This window comes from Streptomyces sp. NPDC107522, from assembly GCF_055657525.1.
The window spans coordinates 135,948-151,458 of the sequence record NZ_JBVKAU010000002.1 but is presented as its reverse complement, the minus strand read 5'-3'; the positions used below and the strand labels follow the sequence as shown (position 1 = coordinate 151,458).

The window sequence follows — 15,511 nt, the reverse complement described above, 5'->3', positions numbered from 1 at the left end:
GCGTCACGCTCGAACGTGTGCACAGCAGCGTCATCCGTGCCGGTGAGGGATCATGCGGAACATGAGCGACGACCACACACATGTGCAGGAGTTCTTCACGGCCCGCGCCGCCGACTGGGACAGCCGGTTCCCCGACGACGGTCCCGCCTACGCGGCCGCGGTCGCCCAGCTCGGGCTGCGTGAGGGGGATCGCGTGCTGGACGCCGGCTGCGGCACGGGACGCGCCCTGCCGCCGCTGCGTGCCGCCGTGGGGCCCACGGGAGTGGTCGTCGGGGCCGATCTGACCCCGGCGATGCTGGAAGCCGCCGTACGGGCCGGACGCGGCCGGGACGGGCAGTTGCTGCTCGCCGACGTGGCCGCGCTGCCGTTGCGGTCGGAGTCGCTGGACGCCGTGTTCGCGGCCGGCCTCATCGCACACCTGCCCCATCCGGCGGCGAACCTGCGGGAGTTGGCCCGCGCGGTGCGCCCGGGCGGCACACTCGCGCTCTTCCACCCGATCGGCAGGGCGGCGCTCGCGGCTCGCCAGGGCCGCCGGATCACTCCGGACGACCTGCGGGCGGAACCGAATCTCCGGCCGCTGCTCGCCGGTTCCGGGTGGCGCATGACGTCGTACGTCGACGAGGACGACCGGTTCCTGGCGTTGGCCGTACGGGAATCCTGATGCCTCAGCACTGCCCGGCGACGGCAGCGACGAAGGACTCGGGGTTGTCGAACATGACATTGTGGCCGGCGCCGGGCACGGTCACCACGCGCACACCGGCGGCCTCCAGGGCCTTCCTGCCCGGGAGTTCACCACTGAGCTCGCCCTGAAGGAACACGCGGTCGATCGACAGTTCCTCGAGGATGTCGCGCATGATCGGCTCGGAACCGCGCCGCAGCCATGTGGCACTGCGGTGCAGGGCGCGCGGGTCGGCCAACCGCATGGTCGCCGCCCACAGGGGGCCGACTTCTTCCAGCACGCGCGCGTAGGCGCCGCCTACGAACTCCTCCTCGTCGTACTCCGTGATCCATGCGCTCCCCGCGGCGGGCGGAGGCGAGGCGTCGAGGTTGGCCTCGGTGAGGACCAGCCTGGAGACGAGGTCGGGCCGACGGTGGGCGAGCACGAGGGCGACGGAACCGCCCATGCTGTGTGCGATCAGTTCCGCCCCGGTCAGCCCTGCCGCGTCCATGGCCGTCGCCAGGGCGTCGGCGTGGTCCTCCAGCCGGTAGCCGAAGTGCTCGGGCCGGTCGCTGATGCCGTGCCCCGGCAGGTCGACGAACAGGCTGCGCCGGCCTGCGAGTTCGGGCCGGGCCGCGATGTGGGCGTGGTACACGGAGGAGACCGACCCCAGTCCGTGCACGTACACACGCGCGGGCCCCTCCCCCGGCGTCTCCGTCCAGCGAATGCAGTCGCCCTTGCCGTCGAACTCGGCCTGCCTCATCGCGTCCTCCCCTGAGTGCTCGGTCGGCGCGACAGTCTATACCTCGTTACCGATGTATTGAAGGATCGATGTATGACGTCCGAGATGTACAGCGGGTCTGAGGGAGAATGTGGGCATGCTGGAGCTCGCCATCCTCGGATTCCTCTACGACACTCCGCTCCACGGCTATGAGCTGCGCAAACGCATCGCGGCCCTGACAGGGCACGTGAAGCCGGTCGCGGAGAGCAACCTGTACCCCGCGATCAAGCGGCTCGAGAAGAGGGGCCTGCTGGCTCGCACCACCAAGCCCGGATCAGTGGCCGCTCCGCGTCACGTCCTGACGCTCACCGAAGCGGGACGACAGGAACTGCGCCGCCGACTGGCCGAGCCCGATCCACGCGACATCAGCGACGAGAACCGCTGGTTCACGGTGCTCGCCTTCCTGCGGCACCTGGACGACACGGCCGCACAGTGCGCCGTACTGCGGCGTCGGCTGGCCTTTCTGGAAGAGCCCGCGAGCTTCTTCTACGACGGTGACCGGCCGCTGCGCGCGGAGGAGCTGGACGATCCCTTCCGGCGCGGCATCCTGACCATCGCGCGGGCGACGTCCCGGGCCGAACTCAGCTGGCTGCGGGAGACGATCGCCGCACTCGGCGGCTGAGCGGTGCGCAGGACGGGTGCGAGGGAGGGGTGCGAGGAGCGCGGGCCCGGGAGGCCCTCAGCCGCGCGGGGATCCTCCGGCTCGAAGCGCTTCACCGCGCCGGCCCTCTTCTGCATCCGAGGCTCCAACTCTAGGTTGAGTACGGAAAGACGAACGATCAGTCAGGTGCCACGCAGGGGGAAGGTGGTCAGCATGTGGGGCAGGGTGCGCAAGTCGGGTGCGAGATTCCTTCGTTCCTTGCGCGCGGAGGCGGACACCGGCAAGGACAGGCGCACGCACAACCTGTTCGAGGCCGCCGCCATGTATGTGTCGGCCCGCGCGGAGGACGACCAGGAGCAGATCGACGAGGCCTCCGGCTGGGTCTCTCCGGAGGCGCTCTCGTTCGGTGTGAGCGAGCTGGCATGCCGGGCCGTCATCGCGCTCGCCCGGGAGCGCGACGAGTCGCCGCAGACCGTCGCCCGGTCCCTTCTCGGGCTCCCGGCAGCCTGACACCGCGGGCAATCACGGTCGATTCGCCCCGTCCAGTCGGAAAACTGCAGCTCCGAGTGTGTCTGGGAGTCGTGACAAGCGGCTTCCGGTCGCACTAGGGTGCCCGCCGATGGACGAACCGATGGGGAGGCTGGGATGGCCGGGACGGACGAGGAGGCCGTCGCCGCCGCGGACGATGCGCTCTATGTGCTGACGGCGGTGCTGCTGACGCCGGCGAAGTTCCCGAGCGTGCTGGGCGACGACTATCCGGAGGCCTGCGCGGCGCTCGGTCTCGCGCCGCTCGCCGACGGCTACGGCCTGGTACTCGGCCAGGACAGCGACGGCGCTCGGTGGACGGTCGTCATCGACGACGTCTCCCTGGTCGCCGTCGCCATCGCGTCCTGGGACTGCGGCATGGAGTACGACCTGTCACCCGACGAACGTACGGTCGTGGCCGCGCTGCCCGGCTGGCCCCTCGCGGTGGCCGTCGCCGCGCCCAATGTCCCCGCGCCGCACGATCCCGGCCCCGAGGTCGTGGACGGTCCGCCGCTTGCGCCGCCGGACACGAGCGTGTGGGGCCCGGCTCAGCGGCGCCTGGGCGCCGACGAGATCGCCCTGCAGTGGGCGACGTGGCGGGAGCAGATCGACGACGCCGAGTTCGCGCCCCCGGGCGGCGGGTCGGACGCTGCCGGGGGCTCGGACGGGGGTGAGGGCGCAGGCAAGGGAGAGGAGGCCGGGAACCGGGGAGGCCACAACGGCATCCGGCGGGTCCTCGCCGAGGCACGCGCGTACGTGGAATCGCCGCCGCCTCTCGGTCGTGTCCGGTCGTCCTTCGCCTCGGGTGACGCCCGGACCCTGCGCGCGGACGGCCCCGGCTGGTCGCTCGTCGCCAGAACGGACGACATCGCGTTCGTGCTCCTCGACGACGAACCCGGCGAGGTCCTGCCGGTGGGCCGCGGACCGGAGCTGCCCGGGCTGCTGGAAGCGCTCGACAAGATGGCCGTACGGCCGAGCTGAGCCGCACGCCGGGCGGCAGACAGCAGCCCCGGAGGCAGCAGCCCGACGTCCCGCCCCCCCTGCCGCGGCGGCACGGCTGCCATGCGCAGAGCCGGCCGGCACCCCCCTGCACAGGGCAAGGCTGGGGCACCGCCACCTCAGGCGATGCCCCTGTCTTGAGGCCCCATGCGGCGGCGTCATTCGATGTGGCCCCAACCCATGGAAGGCGCGGTACGAGACCAGCACGATGAGGCAGCCTTCGCGGCTCCGCTCTCTCCCCGTGCTCCGTCTCCCGCCTTCCAGGAGGCCTCCATGCGCCTGTCCCGAGGTGTCCCGTTCGTCGCCGCCGCGCTGCTGGCCGGCGCCCTGAGTTGGCCGACTCCCGTAGCGGCCGCGGCAGTTGGTGAGAAGCACTGCGCCCGTCAGGAGCGTGTACGGGTACCGGGTGCGGCCTTCCAGCAGAGTGCCTGTCTCCCGGATCTGACCACGGCGGGACTCGCCGGCACGCCCTATACCGACATGGCCGATCAGGCCGGGCTGACGGCACGGGGCACCCGGACACCGGCCGGGGTCCCCGGCGTGCAGATCGACGGCTACTTCCCGGACTCCTCCCGCTTCAACGCCACGCACGGCCGGCACCACGACGCCCAGTTCGTCATCCGGCTGCCGGACCGCTGGAACGGCGGACTGGTCGTCACCGGTGCCCCTGGCACGCGCAGGCAGTACGCGACGGACACGGCGATCTCCGACCATGTGCTCGCGCTGGGGTATGCCTACGCCGCGACCGACAAGGGCAACAACGGCGCCGACTTCTACCGTGACGGCAAACGCCCCGGCGACGCGGTCGCCGAGTGGAACAGGCGGACCACCGAGCTCACCCGGGCCGCCCGTCAAGCGGTGGCCCAGCGCTACGGGCACGCTCCCCGCCGCACCTACATGACCGGGATCTCCAACGGCGGCTACCTGACCCGGTGGCAGCTGGAGAACCATCCCGAGCTGTACGACGGCGGCGTGGACTGGGAGGGCGCGCTGTGGACCGCGGACGGTCCGAACCTGCTCACCTCCCTGCCCACTGCGGTGGCACGCATGCTCGGCTCCGCGCGGGACGAGGACCTGTACGCGGTCGGCTTCGCACGTGGCTCCGAGTTTCTGTGGCCGTATCACGAGCAGGCCTACTGGGGAGTCACGCAGAAGGTCTACCGCGCCGAGTTCGATCCGGCATACGACCCCGGCTGCCCCGGCCCGTCCGCCGGGACCACGCCGGCACAGATCCTGGCACCGTGCGCGTCCGATGCCGCGTACGACTACGCGTCGCGTCCGGCGTCCGTCCGGCGCGCGGTGGCCCGCGTCGCACTGACCGGGCGCATCTCCAGACCACTGATCACCCTGCACGGCGATCTGGACGCGCTGCTGCCGAAGGCCGCCGACTCGGACGTGTACGCGCGCATGGTCGACGTGAGCGGACGGGGCCGTCTGCACCGCTACTTCACGATCGCGGGCGGAACCCACGTCGACGGGCTCTACGACACCTACCCGGACCGGCTCCGGCCGATCCTGCCCTGCTACCGGTCGGCATTCGACGCGCTGGTGTCATGGGTCGAGCACGGCACCCGACCGCCCGCGGACCGTACCGTCGGCAGGCCCGCGAACGGCGATGTGGTCAACTCCTGCGCGCTGTCCTCCCCGGTCGCCCCGGCTGCCGGGTGACGGTCAGCGGCCGAGTTCCTTGCGGGTGACGCGGCGCAGCCTGCGCCGCTGTGACGAGTCGAGCGTGAGGTAGGCGGCGGCCGGGACTCCCAGGACTATCAGGAGCGCGGCCCACCAGGGCAGCCAGATCAGCAGGATGATGCCGGCCGCCACACCTCCCGCGGCGATCTTCGCGTTCTTCGACATGTGCGTCGCCTCCTTCGCGGCCACTGCCGCTCTCTGACCTGAAAACGGGTCCGCGCCGCCGACGGTTCCAACCTGGACCCTGAGACGACCCTGAGGTGCGGCCCCTACTGGTCACGGAGATCCAGTGGCAGACGATGGGCGATGGACGACCCGGCCTCCGCACAGACCGAGCCTCCGCACAGGGGAGATACCCGGCCACCGACGAGTGACCCAGGTCACGACGCGAAGATGCCGGGTGTTCCACCGACGTGCTGTACCCTCGGCCACCCAACGTGAGTAGTCAAATTTGAGGAGTGTCGCAGAGCTGTGCCGAGGCTTTCCGAGGCAACACCGTCCGAGATCTCCGAACTCGCATCCTGCTGTGCCGTTTTCGTACCCGGTGATCCCGCCCGCACCGGCCGGGTCGCCTTCTGGCGGGCCGAGGTCGACGCCGCTCCGCTCGTCGCATCCGGGTCCGTCGAGGACCTGACCGTCGCCCTGCCCGGCGAGGACGGTGTCCATCTGGTGAGCGTGCCTGCCGTCGTGCTGCCGGTGAGTGCCGCCCTGCCCGTGCTCACGCGTGCACGTGCCGGGTCGCAGGCGCACCGAGCAGCCACCTTTTGGGGCGCCGCCTCGGTGCTGGCCCTGCAAGTCGTGGCACGTGGTCTGCTGTTGCCCGGCCTCTCCGCGAACGACCACGATGCCTGGCGGGCGGGCCCCCTGCGACCCGAGGACGTCGAACACATCCGCGCCCTTGCCGCCGCGATGCCGCCGGAAGCGCACGCGGTACCGCTGGACGACGTCGAGCCGCCGAGGCTGCCGGACCCGGAGCGGCTGCTGCGGGCCTTCCTGGACGCGGTCGCCGATTCGCTGCCCCGTTCTCCCGCGGCGGCGCTTGTGACGGGCGGTCCCGCCTATGCGGCACAGGAGCCGCAGCACGTGCCCGGACAACGCGCGTGGGCCGCCGATGTCGCCGCCGGCCACGACGCGGGCGTACGGCTCTCCCTGCGGCTCGAGGTCCCCGGCCTCGCCGCGGCACAGCAGGATGACGCGGCGCTGTCGTTCCGGGCCGTGCTGCAGGTTCACAGCGTGAGTGATCCGACGCTGGTCGCGGATGCCGGCGATGTGTGGGCGGGATCCGGCGCCTTCGGCCCACGCGCGCGGATGGACGCCCTGCTGGCGCTTCGCCGGGCCGCGCATGCCTGGACTCCGCTCACGCCGTTGCTCTCGGCGGCCGTGCCGGACGCCGTGGAACTCGCCGACGAGGAGGTGACGGACCTCCTGCGGGAGGGCGCTCGGGCCCTCGCCGGGGCGGGGGTCGACGTGCACTGGCCCAAGGGGCTGGCCCGTGAACTGACCGCCAGGGCGGTGATCGGTCCGCCGGACGACGACGCGGCGCCCGGCAAGGCGTCCTCGGACGTGCCGTCGTTCCTGTCCGCCGACGCGCTGCTCGCGTTCGACTGGTGGTTCGCCCTGGGCGACCAGCGGCTGACCCGCGAGGAGCTGGACCGTCTCGCGGAGTCGAACCGCCCGATGGTGCGACTGCGCGACCAGTGGGTCCTCGTCGACCCTGAGCAGGTGCGACGCGCCCGCGCGCAGCAGGACCACAAGGTGACGCCCATCGACGCGCTCGGGGCGGCCCTGACGGGCTCCACCGAAGTCGACGGCCGCCAGGTCGAGGTACGGCCCACGGGGTGGCTGGCGGCACTTCGCGAGCGGCTGGCGGACCCCGAGGGGCAGGAGCCGGTGGACCAGCCCGCCGCGCTCGCGGCCACGCTGCGGGACTACCAGCGGCGGGGCCTGAGTTGGCTGGCCCGGACGACGTCCCTGGGCCTGGGCTGCTGTCTGGCGGACGACATGGGCCTCGGCAAGACGATCACACTCATCGCGCTGCATCTGCACCGCCAGTCCGACGCCTCGTCCGCCGGTCCGACGCTGGTGGTGTGTCCGACGTCCCTGATGGGCAACTGGCAGCGCGAGATCGAGAAGTTCGCGCCCGGCACGCGCGTGCGTCGCTTTCACGGGTCGCGGCGTGACCTGGACGGACTGGCGGGCGGGGAGTTCGTGCTGACCACCTACGGCACGATGCGCCTGGATGCGAGCCGGCTCGCCGAGGTGCCGTGGGGCATGGTCGTGGCGGACGAGGCCCAGCACGTGAAGAACCCGTACTCGGCGACCGCGCGGGAGCTGCGCTCCATCGGGGCACGCGCGCGTGTGGCGCTCACCGGCACCCCCGTCGAGAACAACCTGTCGGAACTGTGGGCGATCCTCGACTGGACGACGCCGGGCCTGCTGGGCAGGCTCGGCACCTTCCGCACGCGCTACGCGCAGGCCGTCGAGGGCGGTCAGGACCCGGCCGCCGCCGAGCGCCTCGCCCGGCTGGTGCGGCCGTTCCTGCTGCGCCGTCGCAAGTCGGACCCGGGGATCGCGCCCGAACTGCCGCCCAAGACGGAGACCGATCGCGCCGTGTCCCTCACCGCGGAACAGGCGGGACTGTACGAGGCCGTGGTCCGCGAGACGCTCACGGAGATCTCCGGCGCCGACAACATGGCGCGACGTGGCCTCATCGTGAAGCTCCTGACGGGCCTGAAGCAGATCTGCAACCACCCCGCCCAGTTCCTCAAGGAGGAGCGGCCGAGGATCGCCGGGCGTTCGGGAAAGCTGGAGTTGCTGGACGAGCTGCTCGACACGATCCTCTCCGAGGGGGCGAGCGTGTTGGTCTTCACGCAGTACGTGCGCATGGGACGCCTCATCGAAGAGCATCTGGCGGCCCGCGGCGTGCCCTCGCAGTTCCTGCACGGCGGAACACCCGTGGCCGAACGGGAGACTCTGGTGCGGCGCTTCCAGGACGGTGAAGTGCCTGTCTTCCTGCTGTCGTTGAAGGCCGCGGGCACCGGCCTGAACCTGACCCGCGCCGAACACGTCGTGCACTACGACCGCTGGTGGAACCCCGCCGTCGAGGCGCAGGCCACCGACCGCGCCTACCGCATCGGCCAGACCCGGCCCGTGCAGGTTCACCGGCTGATCGCCGAGGGAACGATCGAGGACCGCATCGCCGACATGCTGAGCCGCAAACGGGAGCTGGCCGATGCGGTTCTCGGCGCCGGCGAGGCGGCGCTGACCGAGCTGACGGACGCGGAACTGGCCGAGCTGGTGCAACTGCGAGGGGGCGCGCGATGACTCTTCACGACGGTGACATGGAGCGCACGTTCGCCGCACTGCCGCCCGCGAGCGGGCGCGGTTTCGCGCAGACGTGGTGGGGCCAGGCCTGGCTGAAGGCGCTGGAGGAGACGGCGCTGGACTCGGCGCAGCTCAAGGCCGGCCGCAGGCTCGCGCGCGCGGGAGCGGTCGGTGCGGTGTCGGTGCGTCCGGGGCGCATCACGGCCGTCGTGCAGGGCCGCGACCGTACGGCGTACCGGGCCGACGTGCTGCTGGAGGAGCTGCCCGCGCAGCAGTGGGACCGCTTCCTGGACATGACCTTGGAGCGGTCGGGGCATGTCGCGGCGTTGCTGGACCGCGACATGCCGCCGCACCTGGTGGAGGACGCGGCCGCCACGGGCATCGAACTGCTGCCGGGCACGGGCGATCTGGAGCCGGAGTGCGGCTGCGGTGCCTGGGATCACTGCGGGCACACAGCGGCCCTCTGCTATCAGGTGGCACGGCTCCTGGACCAGGACCCCTTCGTTCTGCTCCTGATGCGTGGACGAGGCGAACGCGAGCTGCTGGACGACCTCCAGGCCCGCAGCGCCACACCCGCCGGCACGCCTTCCGGGCCGTCCGCTCCGTACGGGCCGGAGGGCGTGGATGCCGCCGAGGCGTACGCAACCGGCGACATTCTGCCGCCGCTGCCTGCTCTGCCGGAGCTGCCCGCCGAGCCGGGAGTGCCGCCGTCCCTGGACACCGAGAAGCCTCCCGCGCCCGGCGTCGACCCGGCCGCCCTGGAGTTCCTGGCCGCCCGGACAGCAGCGGAGGCGCACCGCATGCTCGCGCAGGCTCTGCGAACCGGTCCGGAACAGCGAGCCCCGGAGGCGGAGTTGACGTTCGCCCAGGACGCGGTGCGCCTCGCCGCCGGCTCCCCCGCCGAGGGCGTGGCGGAGCGGCTGGCCGAAGGGTCGGGGCGTGGCCGGGAGGGGTTGGCGACGGCCGTATCCGCCTGGCACTTGGGGGGCGTCGCCGCGGTGTCCGTGCTCGATGAGGAGTGGACCGTCGAGGGCGAAACGCTCGCACGCGCGCGTGCCGCCCTGGAGTCGGCCTGGGACGAGGGCGAACGGCCGTCGCTGCGGGCGAAGGCCAACCGCTGGACGGTCGTCGGTGCGCCGAGCCAGCTGCGCCTGGGGCGCGACGGCCGCTGGTGGCCGTACCGCAAGGAACGCGGCCGCTGGGTTCCCGCCGCAGGCCCTGCACAGGATCCGGCGACGGCGCTGGCCTCGGCGCAGCTCGCGTCCGAGGACGGGGCGCCGTAGGACGGCCCTGCGACCGCTGTCGCCGCCCTGGCAGCCACCTCGCCCGGCGGGCGGGCGTGGCTGCCGGGGTGGGCCGGTCGGCCCGCTACGGCGCCAGGAGACCGCGCTGCTTCAGCATCGGCAGGACCTGGTCCCCCACAGCGGGGGCGAGGTGCACGTCGGCTTCATGCCCGGAGATCCATCTCATGTCGGCCAGTTCGGCGGCCGGTAGCGGTGTCCCGCTGATGTCTGCCAGGTAGACCGTCATTCTCATGGGCACCCGCTCCAGGGCCGCAAGGGCCTCGACATCAGCCAGGAACCGCGGCTCCACGGGGGACACCCCGAGTTCCTCGTCCAGTTCGCGGAACAAGGCCTCCAACGCGCCCTCATCCGGATCGGGCTTGCCGCCCGGCAGGTAGAAGATCTCGGGAGCGGCCCGCTTGCTCACGACCAGCAGACGTCCCTCCTGCACGATCGCCGCTGCCACCACGGCCAGCGGTTTCTCTTCGCCGAGTGATCGGGCCGCGACCGCCCCGCCGTCTCGTGTCATGCGCGCGATTCTCCCAGGCGCTCCCCCAGCACGCGGAAGTCGGCTCGACGAGCGCCCGTCGACCTGTGTTCACCTCGCAGTCGTACGGCGTTCCGCGCGGGCTCCAACCCTGGCCGCTATCAGTGAACTTGGTCCCCAGGAGGCCCGATGTCCCCGCACGCCACCGGCCGGAGCCGCGTCCACCGTATCGTCGCCGGAGGCGTGCCCCTCGCCGTGATCGCGGCGCTCGTGGCCGCCGCCGGGCCCGCCGCCGGCGCCGGCGCCGGGGACGCGGACGTGGACGTGGACGGCACCGCACGTGTCGTGCGTACGGCGACGCTCGGCGACATCCCCCTCGGGGCGTTCAGCAACGCGCTGCTGCCCGGCTCCGTCGACGACGATCGAGGCGTGGACCTCGGTGGCATCGGCAGCGACATATATCCGGCAGGCCGCAAGGGCGAGTTCTGGACGGTCACCGACCGCGGCCCCAACGGCCAGATCAAGGTGGACGGTACGAAGCGCCGTACGTTCCCCGTGCCGGGCTTCGATCCGGCGATCGTGAAGATCCACGTATCGGAAGGCACCGTCAGGGTCCTGGACGCGATCCCGGTCACGACCGCGTCCGGTGAGCCGGTCACCGGGCTGCCGAACCAGCAGGGGCGCGACGAGGCGCCGTACTCGTACGATGCGCGGACTGCTCTGACGTACAACCGGAACGGGCTGGACACGGAGGGCATCGTGCGGGCCGCGGACGGGAATTTCTGGCTCGTCGACGAGTACGGGCCCTCGCTTGTGCACGTCTCCGCGCGCGGGAAGGTCCTCGCGCGCTACGTGCCCGAGGGGCTCGGCCTCACCGGCACGGACTACCCGGTAGTGGAGGCCCTGCCGTCCGTCCTGCTGCACCGGAAGGTCAACCGCGGCTTCGAGGGACTGGCCCAACTGCCCGACGGCGACCTGGTGATGGCGGTGCAGAGCCCGCTGTCCCTGCCGGACACGGACGCCGGGGAGGCATCGCGGACCACGCGGCTGCTGCGGTTCTCGCCGAAGAAGAACACGGTCACCGCGGAGTACGCGTACCGCTTCGACCCGGTGAACGTGGTGGACCCGAGCGAGGACGACACCTCCGAGCTGAAGATCTCGTCGATCGTGGCCGTGGGCGGGAACCGCCTGTTGGTCGAGGAGCGCACCGACAAGGCCGCGCGGCTGCAACTGGTCCGACTGGCCCCCGCGTCGAACATCCTTGGTGGCCCCTGGGACGACGACACCACGTCGCCGTCGCTCGAGCAGCTCGGCGACCCGGCGGCCTCGGGTGTACCGGTGCTCTCCAAGAGGCTGGTGGTCGACCTGGGCACGGTCGACGGTGTGCCCGGGAAGATCGAGGGTGTCGCACGCGTGGACCGTGACACGCTGGCGCTCATCAACGACAACGACTTCGGGATGACGGACGGCGCGGGCGCCTTCGACGGCCAGGGCAGGCTGGTCGACAGCGGCGTGGAGACGTCGGTGGTCTACGTGCGCCTGCCGCGCGGCATCTGACAGCGCTCACGAAGCATGGTTCGCGTGCTGCACGCGCGCGTGGTCGGCAAAAGGCGCCACGCGTGCGTGCCACGCGCCCATGCCCAGTCGGGCTGGGGCTACGGCAGCTCGCCCTCCAGTGACGGAATCAGCGACTCGAGACCGCTGGGAAAGCCGCTGGGCAGCTCGGTGGGGAATCCCGACGGCAGTGAGGTCGGCAATTCGCTCGGCAGCTTGCTGGGGAGCTCGCTCGGGATGCTGAAGGACGGCTTGGGCGAGCCGCTCGTGCTGCTGCCGGACGGGGGATTCTCGTCAGGCGAGTCGTCGCTCCCCGAGGCCATCAGAACCACGGCCACGACGGCTCCGACCGCCACGATCACGGCAAGCAGGATCCACAGCGGATTCCGCCGTCGCCTCGGTCCCCCGCCTTCGTCGGGCGGTTCCGGCGGCCAACCACCGTACGAGGGCGGGCCGCTGTCTCCCGGAGGGGGGCCGTAGCCTCCCGGAGTCCCTGGCCCCTGTCCGGGTCCGTAGCCTTCAGAAGGCGGTCCGAATCCGCCGCCCGGAGGCGGCGTATCACCCGGCGGTCCGGGCGGTCGAGGCGGTACGGGCGGCATGGCCATACCGTCAAGAGTCGCCTCATACCCCTCAGGGCGCGACCCCTGCACGGGAGTTGATACGAGCCCAGGCCATGGATCACATGATTCCGGGACATTCCCCGTGCGTGGGATCACTCAGCACCCCCGGCCACGTGTGACCCGCACCCTCGACGGGAGGTCACACGCGGCAGGGCCGATACGCCACGCGCGCGTGGCCTCAGCCGCGGGCGCCCAGCAGGTGGTCCATCGCCAGCTGGTCGAGACGCTCGAACGCCATCCCGCGCGCGGCGGCCGCCTCGACGTCGAACTCCTCGAAGGCCGAACGGTCCGCGAGCAGCGCCTTGAGGCCGTCCGCCGCCGTGGGCTGCGCCAGCTCGTCCAGGCGCGACGCGCGAAGGGCCTCCTGGACCTCCGGGTCGGCACGGAAGGCGGCCGAACGCTCCTTCAGGATCAGGTAGTTCCGCATGCAGCCCGCAGCCGACGCCCACACCCCGTCGAGGTCCTCGGTGCGCGGCGGCTTGAAGTCGAAGTGGCGGGGCCCGGTGTAACCGGCACTCTCCAGGAGGTCGACCAGCCAGAAGGCGGCACGCAGGTCGCCGGCGCCGAAGCGGAGGTCCTGGTCGTACTTGATACCGGACTGGCCGTTGAGGTCGATGTGGAAGAGCTTGCCCGCCCACAGGGCCTGCGCGATGCCGTGCGGGAAGTTCAGCCCGGCCATCTGCTCGTGGCCGACCTCGGGGTTGACGCCGTACAGCTCCGGGCGCTCCAGGCGCTCGATGAACGCCAGCGCGTGGCCGACGGTGGGCAGCAGGATGTCGCCGCGCGGCTCGTTCGGCTTGGGCTCGATGGCGAACTTCAGGTCGTAGCCCTGCCCGGTGACGTACTCGCCGAGGAGGTCGAAGGCCTCCTTCATGCGGTCAAGGGCGACGCGTACGTCCTTGGCGGCGCCGGACTCGGCACCCTCGCGGCCGCCCCATGCGACATAGGTCTTGGCGCCCAGCTCGACCGCCAGGTCGATGTTGCCGATCGTCTTGCGCAGGGCGTAGCGGCGGACGTCGCGGTCGTTGGCGGTGAACGCGCCGTCCTTGAAGACGGGGTGCGTGAAGAGGTTGGTGGTGGCCATCGGCACGGTCATGCCGGTCGCGTCGAGAGCCTCGCGGAAGCGCTTGATGTGCGCCTCGCGCTCGGTGTCGGAGGACCCGAAGGGGATCAGGTCGTCGTCGTGGAAGGTGACGCCGTAGGCGCCGAGCTCGGCCAGGCGCTGCACGGTCTCGACCGGGTCGAGGGCACGGCGGGTGGCGTCGCCGAAGGGGTCCCGTCCCTGCCAGCCGACGGTCCACAGGCCGAACGTGAACCTGTCCTCGGGGGTGGGCTGGTAGCTCATGCCGCGGCTCCTTGCTTGCTGACGACTGCTTGCTTCGACTATTTCGTCATGGCGGTTTACAAATTAGTATGCCGACGCGTCCCTGGGAAGGGACAAGATGTCCACCGAAGGGGTGAGGTCCGGGTCCTGGCACCTCGGGCACCCTGGAAACAGCAGGTCAGATCCCGCAGAGCCGCGGAAAAGGGAGAGCCCGATGTCAGCAGCCGAGGGTCCGCTCGTCGTCGGCGTGGACACGTCGACCCAGTCCACCAAGGCGCTGGTCGTCGACGCGTCGACCGGGCAGGTCGTCGCAAGCGGCCAGGCACCGCACACGGTGTCCTCCGGAGCCGGCCGCGAGAGCGACCCGCGCCAGTGGTGGGACGCCCTGTGCGAGGCGCTGCGCCAGTGCGGCGACGCCGCGCACGAGGCCGCCGCGGTGTCCATCGGCGGACAGCAGCACGGCCTGGTCACGCTGGACGACCGGGGGGAGCCGGTGCGTCCGGCCCTGCTGTGGAACGACGTGCGCTCTGCGCCGCAGGCCCGCCGCCTGACCGAGGAACTCGGCGGCGCGAAGTTCTGGGCCGAGCGCACGGGCTCCGTACCGGCCGCCTCCTTCACGGTCACGAAGTGGGCCTGGCTGGCCGAGAACGAGCCGGAGGCGATCCGGGCCACCAAGGCCGTACGTCTCCCCCACGACTACCTCACCGAACGCCTCACGGGGCAGGGCACCACCGACCGCGGCGACGCCTCCGGTACGGGCTGGTGGGCGTCGGGCACGGAGTCGTACGACGAGGAGATCCTCGCGCACGTCGGGCTCGACCCGGCACTGCTGCCCCGCGTGGTCCGGCCCGGCGAGGTCGCGGGCACCGTGCGCGACAGCCACGACCTGCCGTTCTCCAAGGGCACCCTGGTCGCCCCCGGCACCGGCGACAACGCGGCCGCCGCGCTGGGCCTCGGCCTGCGTCCCGGCGCGCCGGTGCTGAGCCTCGGCACGTCGGGCACGGTGTACGCGGTCTCGAAGCGGCGCCCCGCCGACCCGACCGGCACCGTCGCGGGCTTCGCCGACGCGCACGGCGACTGGCTGCCGCTGGCCTGCACCCTGAACTGCACGCTGGCCGTCGACCGCCTCGCGACCCTGCTGGGCCTGGACCGCGAGGCCGTGGAGCCCACCACCGGCCTCACCCTCCTGCCCTACCTGGACGGCGAACGCACCCCGAACCTGCCGAACGCCTCCGGCGTGCTGCACGGCCTGCGCCACGACACGACCGCCGGTCAGCTCCTGCAGGCCGCCTACGACGGTGCCGTCCACGCGCTGCTGGGCGCCCTGGACCTGGTCCTGGACGAGGACGCGGATCGCTCGGCGCCCCTGCTCCTGATTGGCGGCGGCGCCCGGGGCACGGCCTGGCAGCAGACCGTACGACGGCTGTCGGGGCGCCCGGTGCAGGTCCCCGAGGCCAAGGAACTGGTCGCGCTCGGCGCGGCGGCCCAGGCGGCCGGGCTGCTGACCGGCGAGGATCCCGCCGCGGTCGCCCGGCGCTGGAACACCGCACGCGGTCCGGTGCTCGACGCCGTGGAGCGGGACGAGGAGACGCTGGCCAGGATCAGCGGGGTACTCTCCGACGCGGCCCCGCTGCTGGAGCGGCGCCCGGAAGCTCACTGAGGACTG

At 71.9% G+C, this 15,511-nt stretch carries 14 protein-coding genes; 9 read left to right on the top strand and 5 right to left on the bottom strand.

The window, feature by feature from the left end; all coding sequences use genetic code 11:
* Nucleotides 1–61: 61 nt before the first annotated feature.
* Entirely contained in the window at nt 62–661 is a 600-nt protein-coding gene (locus tag ACZ7L6_RS05850; protein ID WP_471920735.1) for a class I SAM-dependent methyltransferase, read from the top strand.
* Between the two features lie 4 nt (nt 662–665).
* Here ACZ7L6_RS05850 and ACZ7L6_RS05845 read toward each other — a convergent pair whose 3' ends face one another.
* Nucleotides 666–1,421: an alpha/beta fold hydrolase gene (locus ACZ7L6_RS05845; protein WP_471920734.1), complete on the bottom strand. Its 756-nt coding sequence runs from the start codon at nt 1,419–1,421 to the stop codon at nt 666–668.
* Nucleotides 1,422–1,536: 115 nt separating this feature from the next.
* On the opposite strand from ACZ7L6_RS05845, the gene ACZ7L6_RS05840 reads away from it, so the two are divergent.
* From ACZ7L6_RS05840 to ACZ7L6_RS05825, 4 genes are all read left to right on the top strand, one after another.
* Entirely contained in the window at nt 1,537–2,061 is a 525-nt protein-coding gene (locus tag ACZ7L6_RS05840; RefSeq protein WP_471920733.1) for a PadR family transcriptional regulator, read from the top strand.
* Between the two features lie 192 nt (nt 2,062–2,253).
* Nucleotides 2,254–2,550, top strand: a complete 297-nt coding sequence (locus tag ACZ7L6_RS05835; protein ID WP_471920732.1) for a hypothetical protein — start codon at nt 2,254–2,256, stop codon at nt 2,548–2,550.
* Nucleotides 2,551–2,685: 135 nt separating this feature from the next.
* A complete protein-coding gene (locus ACZ7L6_RS05830; protein WP_471920731.1) occupies nt 2,686–3,546 on the top strand; it encodes a hypothetical protein in 861 nt (286 codons plus the stop codon).
* 291 nt (nt 3,547–3,837) lie between these two features.
* The gene (locus ACZ7L6_RS05825; RefSeq protein WP_471920730.1) at nt 3,838–5,232 is read left to right on the top strand and encodes a tannase/feruloyl esterase family alpha/beta hydrolase; all 1,395 of its coding nucleotides are present in this window, start codon (nt 3,838–3,840) and stop codon (nt 5,230–5,232) included.
* Between the two features lie 3 nt (nt 5,233–5,235).
* On the opposite strand, the gene ACZ7L6_RS05820 is transcribed toward ACZ7L6_RS05825, so the two are convergent.
* The gene (locus ACZ7L6_RS05820) at nt 5,236–5,418 is read right to left on the bottom strand and encodes a hypothetical protein (RefSeq protein ID WP_471920729.1); all 183 of its coding nucleotides are present in this window, start codon (nt 5,416–5,418) and stop codon (nt 5,236–5,238) included.
* A 306-nt stretch (nt 5,419–5,724) separates the two neighbouring features.
* On the opposite strand from ACZ7L6_RS05820, the gene ACZ7L6_RS05815 reads away from it, so the two are divergent.
* The gene (locus ACZ7L6_RS05815) at nt 5,725–8,577 is read left to right on the top strand and encodes a DEAD/DEAH box helicase (RefSeq protein ID WP_471920728.1); all 2,853 of its coding nucleotides are present in this window, start codon (nt 5,725–5,727) and stop codon (nt 8,575–8,577) included.
* Nucleotides 8,574–9,860, top strand: coding sequence for an SWIM zinc finger family protein (locus ACZ7L6_RS05810; RefSeq protein ID WP_471920727.1), 1,287 nt, complete (start codon nt 8,574–8,576; stop codon nt 9,858–9,860). The genes ACZ7L6_RS05815 and ACZ7L6_RS05810 overlap by 4 nt, the downstream gene beginning before the upstream one ends.
* 85 nt (nt 9,861–9,945) lie before the next feature.
* On the opposite strand, the gene ACZ7L6_RS05805 is transcribed toward ACZ7L6_RS05810, so the two are convergent.
* Nucleotides 9,946–10,389 carry an NUDIX hydrolase gene (locus ACZ7L6_RS05805; RefSeq protein WP_471920726.1) on the bottom strand — a complete coding sequence of 148 codons (444 nt, stop codon included), beginning with the start codon at nt 10,387–10,389 and terminating at the stop codon, nt 9,946–9,948.
* A gap of 147 nt (nt 10,390–10,536) precedes the next feature.
* Between ACZ7L6_RS05805 and ACZ7L6_RS05800 the strand changes: the two genes are divergently transcribed.
* Nucleotides 10,537–11,904 carry an esterase-like activity of phytase family protein gene (locus ACZ7L6_RS05800; RefSeq protein WP_471920725.1) on the top strand — a complete coding sequence of 456 codons (1,368 nt, stop codon included), beginning with the start codon at nt 10,537–10,539 and terminating at the stop codon, nt 11,902–11,904.
* 98 nt (nt 11,905–12,002) lie between these two features.
* On the opposite strand, the gene ACZ7L6_RS05795 is transcribed toward ACZ7L6_RS05800, so the two are convergent.
* Both ACZ7L6_RS05795 and xylA read right to left on the bottom strand, forming a co-directional pair.
* Nucleotides 12,003–12,263 (bottom strand): hypothetical protein, encoded by a 261-nt coding sequence (locus ACZ7L6_RS05795; RefSeq protein ID WP_471920724.1) that lies wholly within the window; start codon nt 12,261–12,263, stop codon nt 12,003–12,005.
* 436 nt (nt 12,264–12,699) lie between these two features.
* Nucleotides 12,700–13,866, bottom strand: a complete 1,167-nt coding sequence (gene xylA / locus ACZ7L6_RS05790; protein ID WP_471920723.1) for a xylose isomerase — start codon at nt 13,864–13,866, stop codon at nt 12,700–12,702.
* A gap of 193 nt (nt 13,867–14,059) precedes the next feature.
* Between xylA and xylB the strand changes: the two genes are divergently transcribed.
* The gene (gene xylB / locus ACZ7L6_RS05785) at nt 14,060–15,505 is read left to right on the top strand and encodes a xylulokinase (RefSeq protein ID WP_471920722.1); all 1,446 of its coding nucleotides are present in this window, start codon (nt 14,060–14,062) and stop codon (nt 15,503–15,505) included.
* Nucleotides 15,506–15,511 lie beyond the last annotated feature (6 nt).

What these genes read in the sequence shown, in the direction of transcription:
- ACZ7L6_RS05850 (WP_471920735.1), top strand. Translation starts at nt 62, where the DNA reads ATGAGCGACGACCACACACATGTGCAGGAGTTCTTCACGGCCCGCGCC.
- ACZ7L6_RS05810 (WP_471920727.1), top strand. Translation starts at nt 8,574, where the DNA reads ATGACTCTTCACGACGGTGACATGGAGCGCACGTTCGCCGCACTGCCG.
- ACZ7L6_RS05840 (WP_471920733.1), top strand. Translation starts at nt 1,537, where the DNA reads ATGCTGGAGCTCGCCATCCTCGGATTCCTCTACGACACTCCGCTCCAC.
- ACZ7L6_RS05805 (WP_471920726.1), bottom strand. Translation starts at nt 10,389, where the DNA reads ATGACACGAGACGGCGGGGCGGTCGCGGCCCGATCACTCGGCGAAGAG.
- ACZ7L6_RS05800 (WP_471920725.1), top strand. Translation starts at nt 10,537, where the DNA reads ATGTCCCCGCACGCCACCGGCCGGAGCCGCGTCCACCGTATCGTCGCC.
- ACZ7L6_RS05820 (WP_471920729.1), bottom strand. Translation starts at nt 5,418, where the DNA reads ATGTCGAAGAACGCGAAGATCGCCGCGGGAGGTGTGGCGGCCGGCATC.
- xylB (WP_471920722.1), top strand. Translation starts at nt 14,060, where the DNA reads ATGTCAGCAGCCGAGGGTCCGCTCGTCGTCGGCGTGGACACGTCGACC.
- ACZ7L6_RS05835 (WP_471920732.1), top strand. Translation starts at nt 2,254, where the DNA reads ATGTGGGGCAGGGTGCGCAAGTCGGGTGCGAGATTCCTTCGTTCCTTG.
- xylA (WP_471920723.1), bottom strand. Translation starts at nt 13,866, where the DNA reads ATGAGCTACCAGCCCACCCCCGAGGACAGGTTCACGTTCGGCCTGTGG.
- ACZ7L6_RS05845 (WP_471920734.1), bottom strand. Translation starts at nt 1,421, where the DNA reads ATGAGGCAGGCCGAGTTCGACGGCAAGGGCGACTGCATTCGCTGGACG.
- ACZ7L6_RS05830 (WP_471920731.1), top strand. Translation starts at nt 2,686, where the DNA reads ATGGCCGGGACGGACGAGGAGGCCGTCGCCGCCGCGGACGATGCGCTC.
- ACZ7L6_RS05825 (WP_471920730.1), top strand. Translation starts at nt 3,838, where the DNA reads ATGCGCCTGTCCCGAGGTGTCCCGTTCGTCGCCGCCGCGCTGCTGGCC.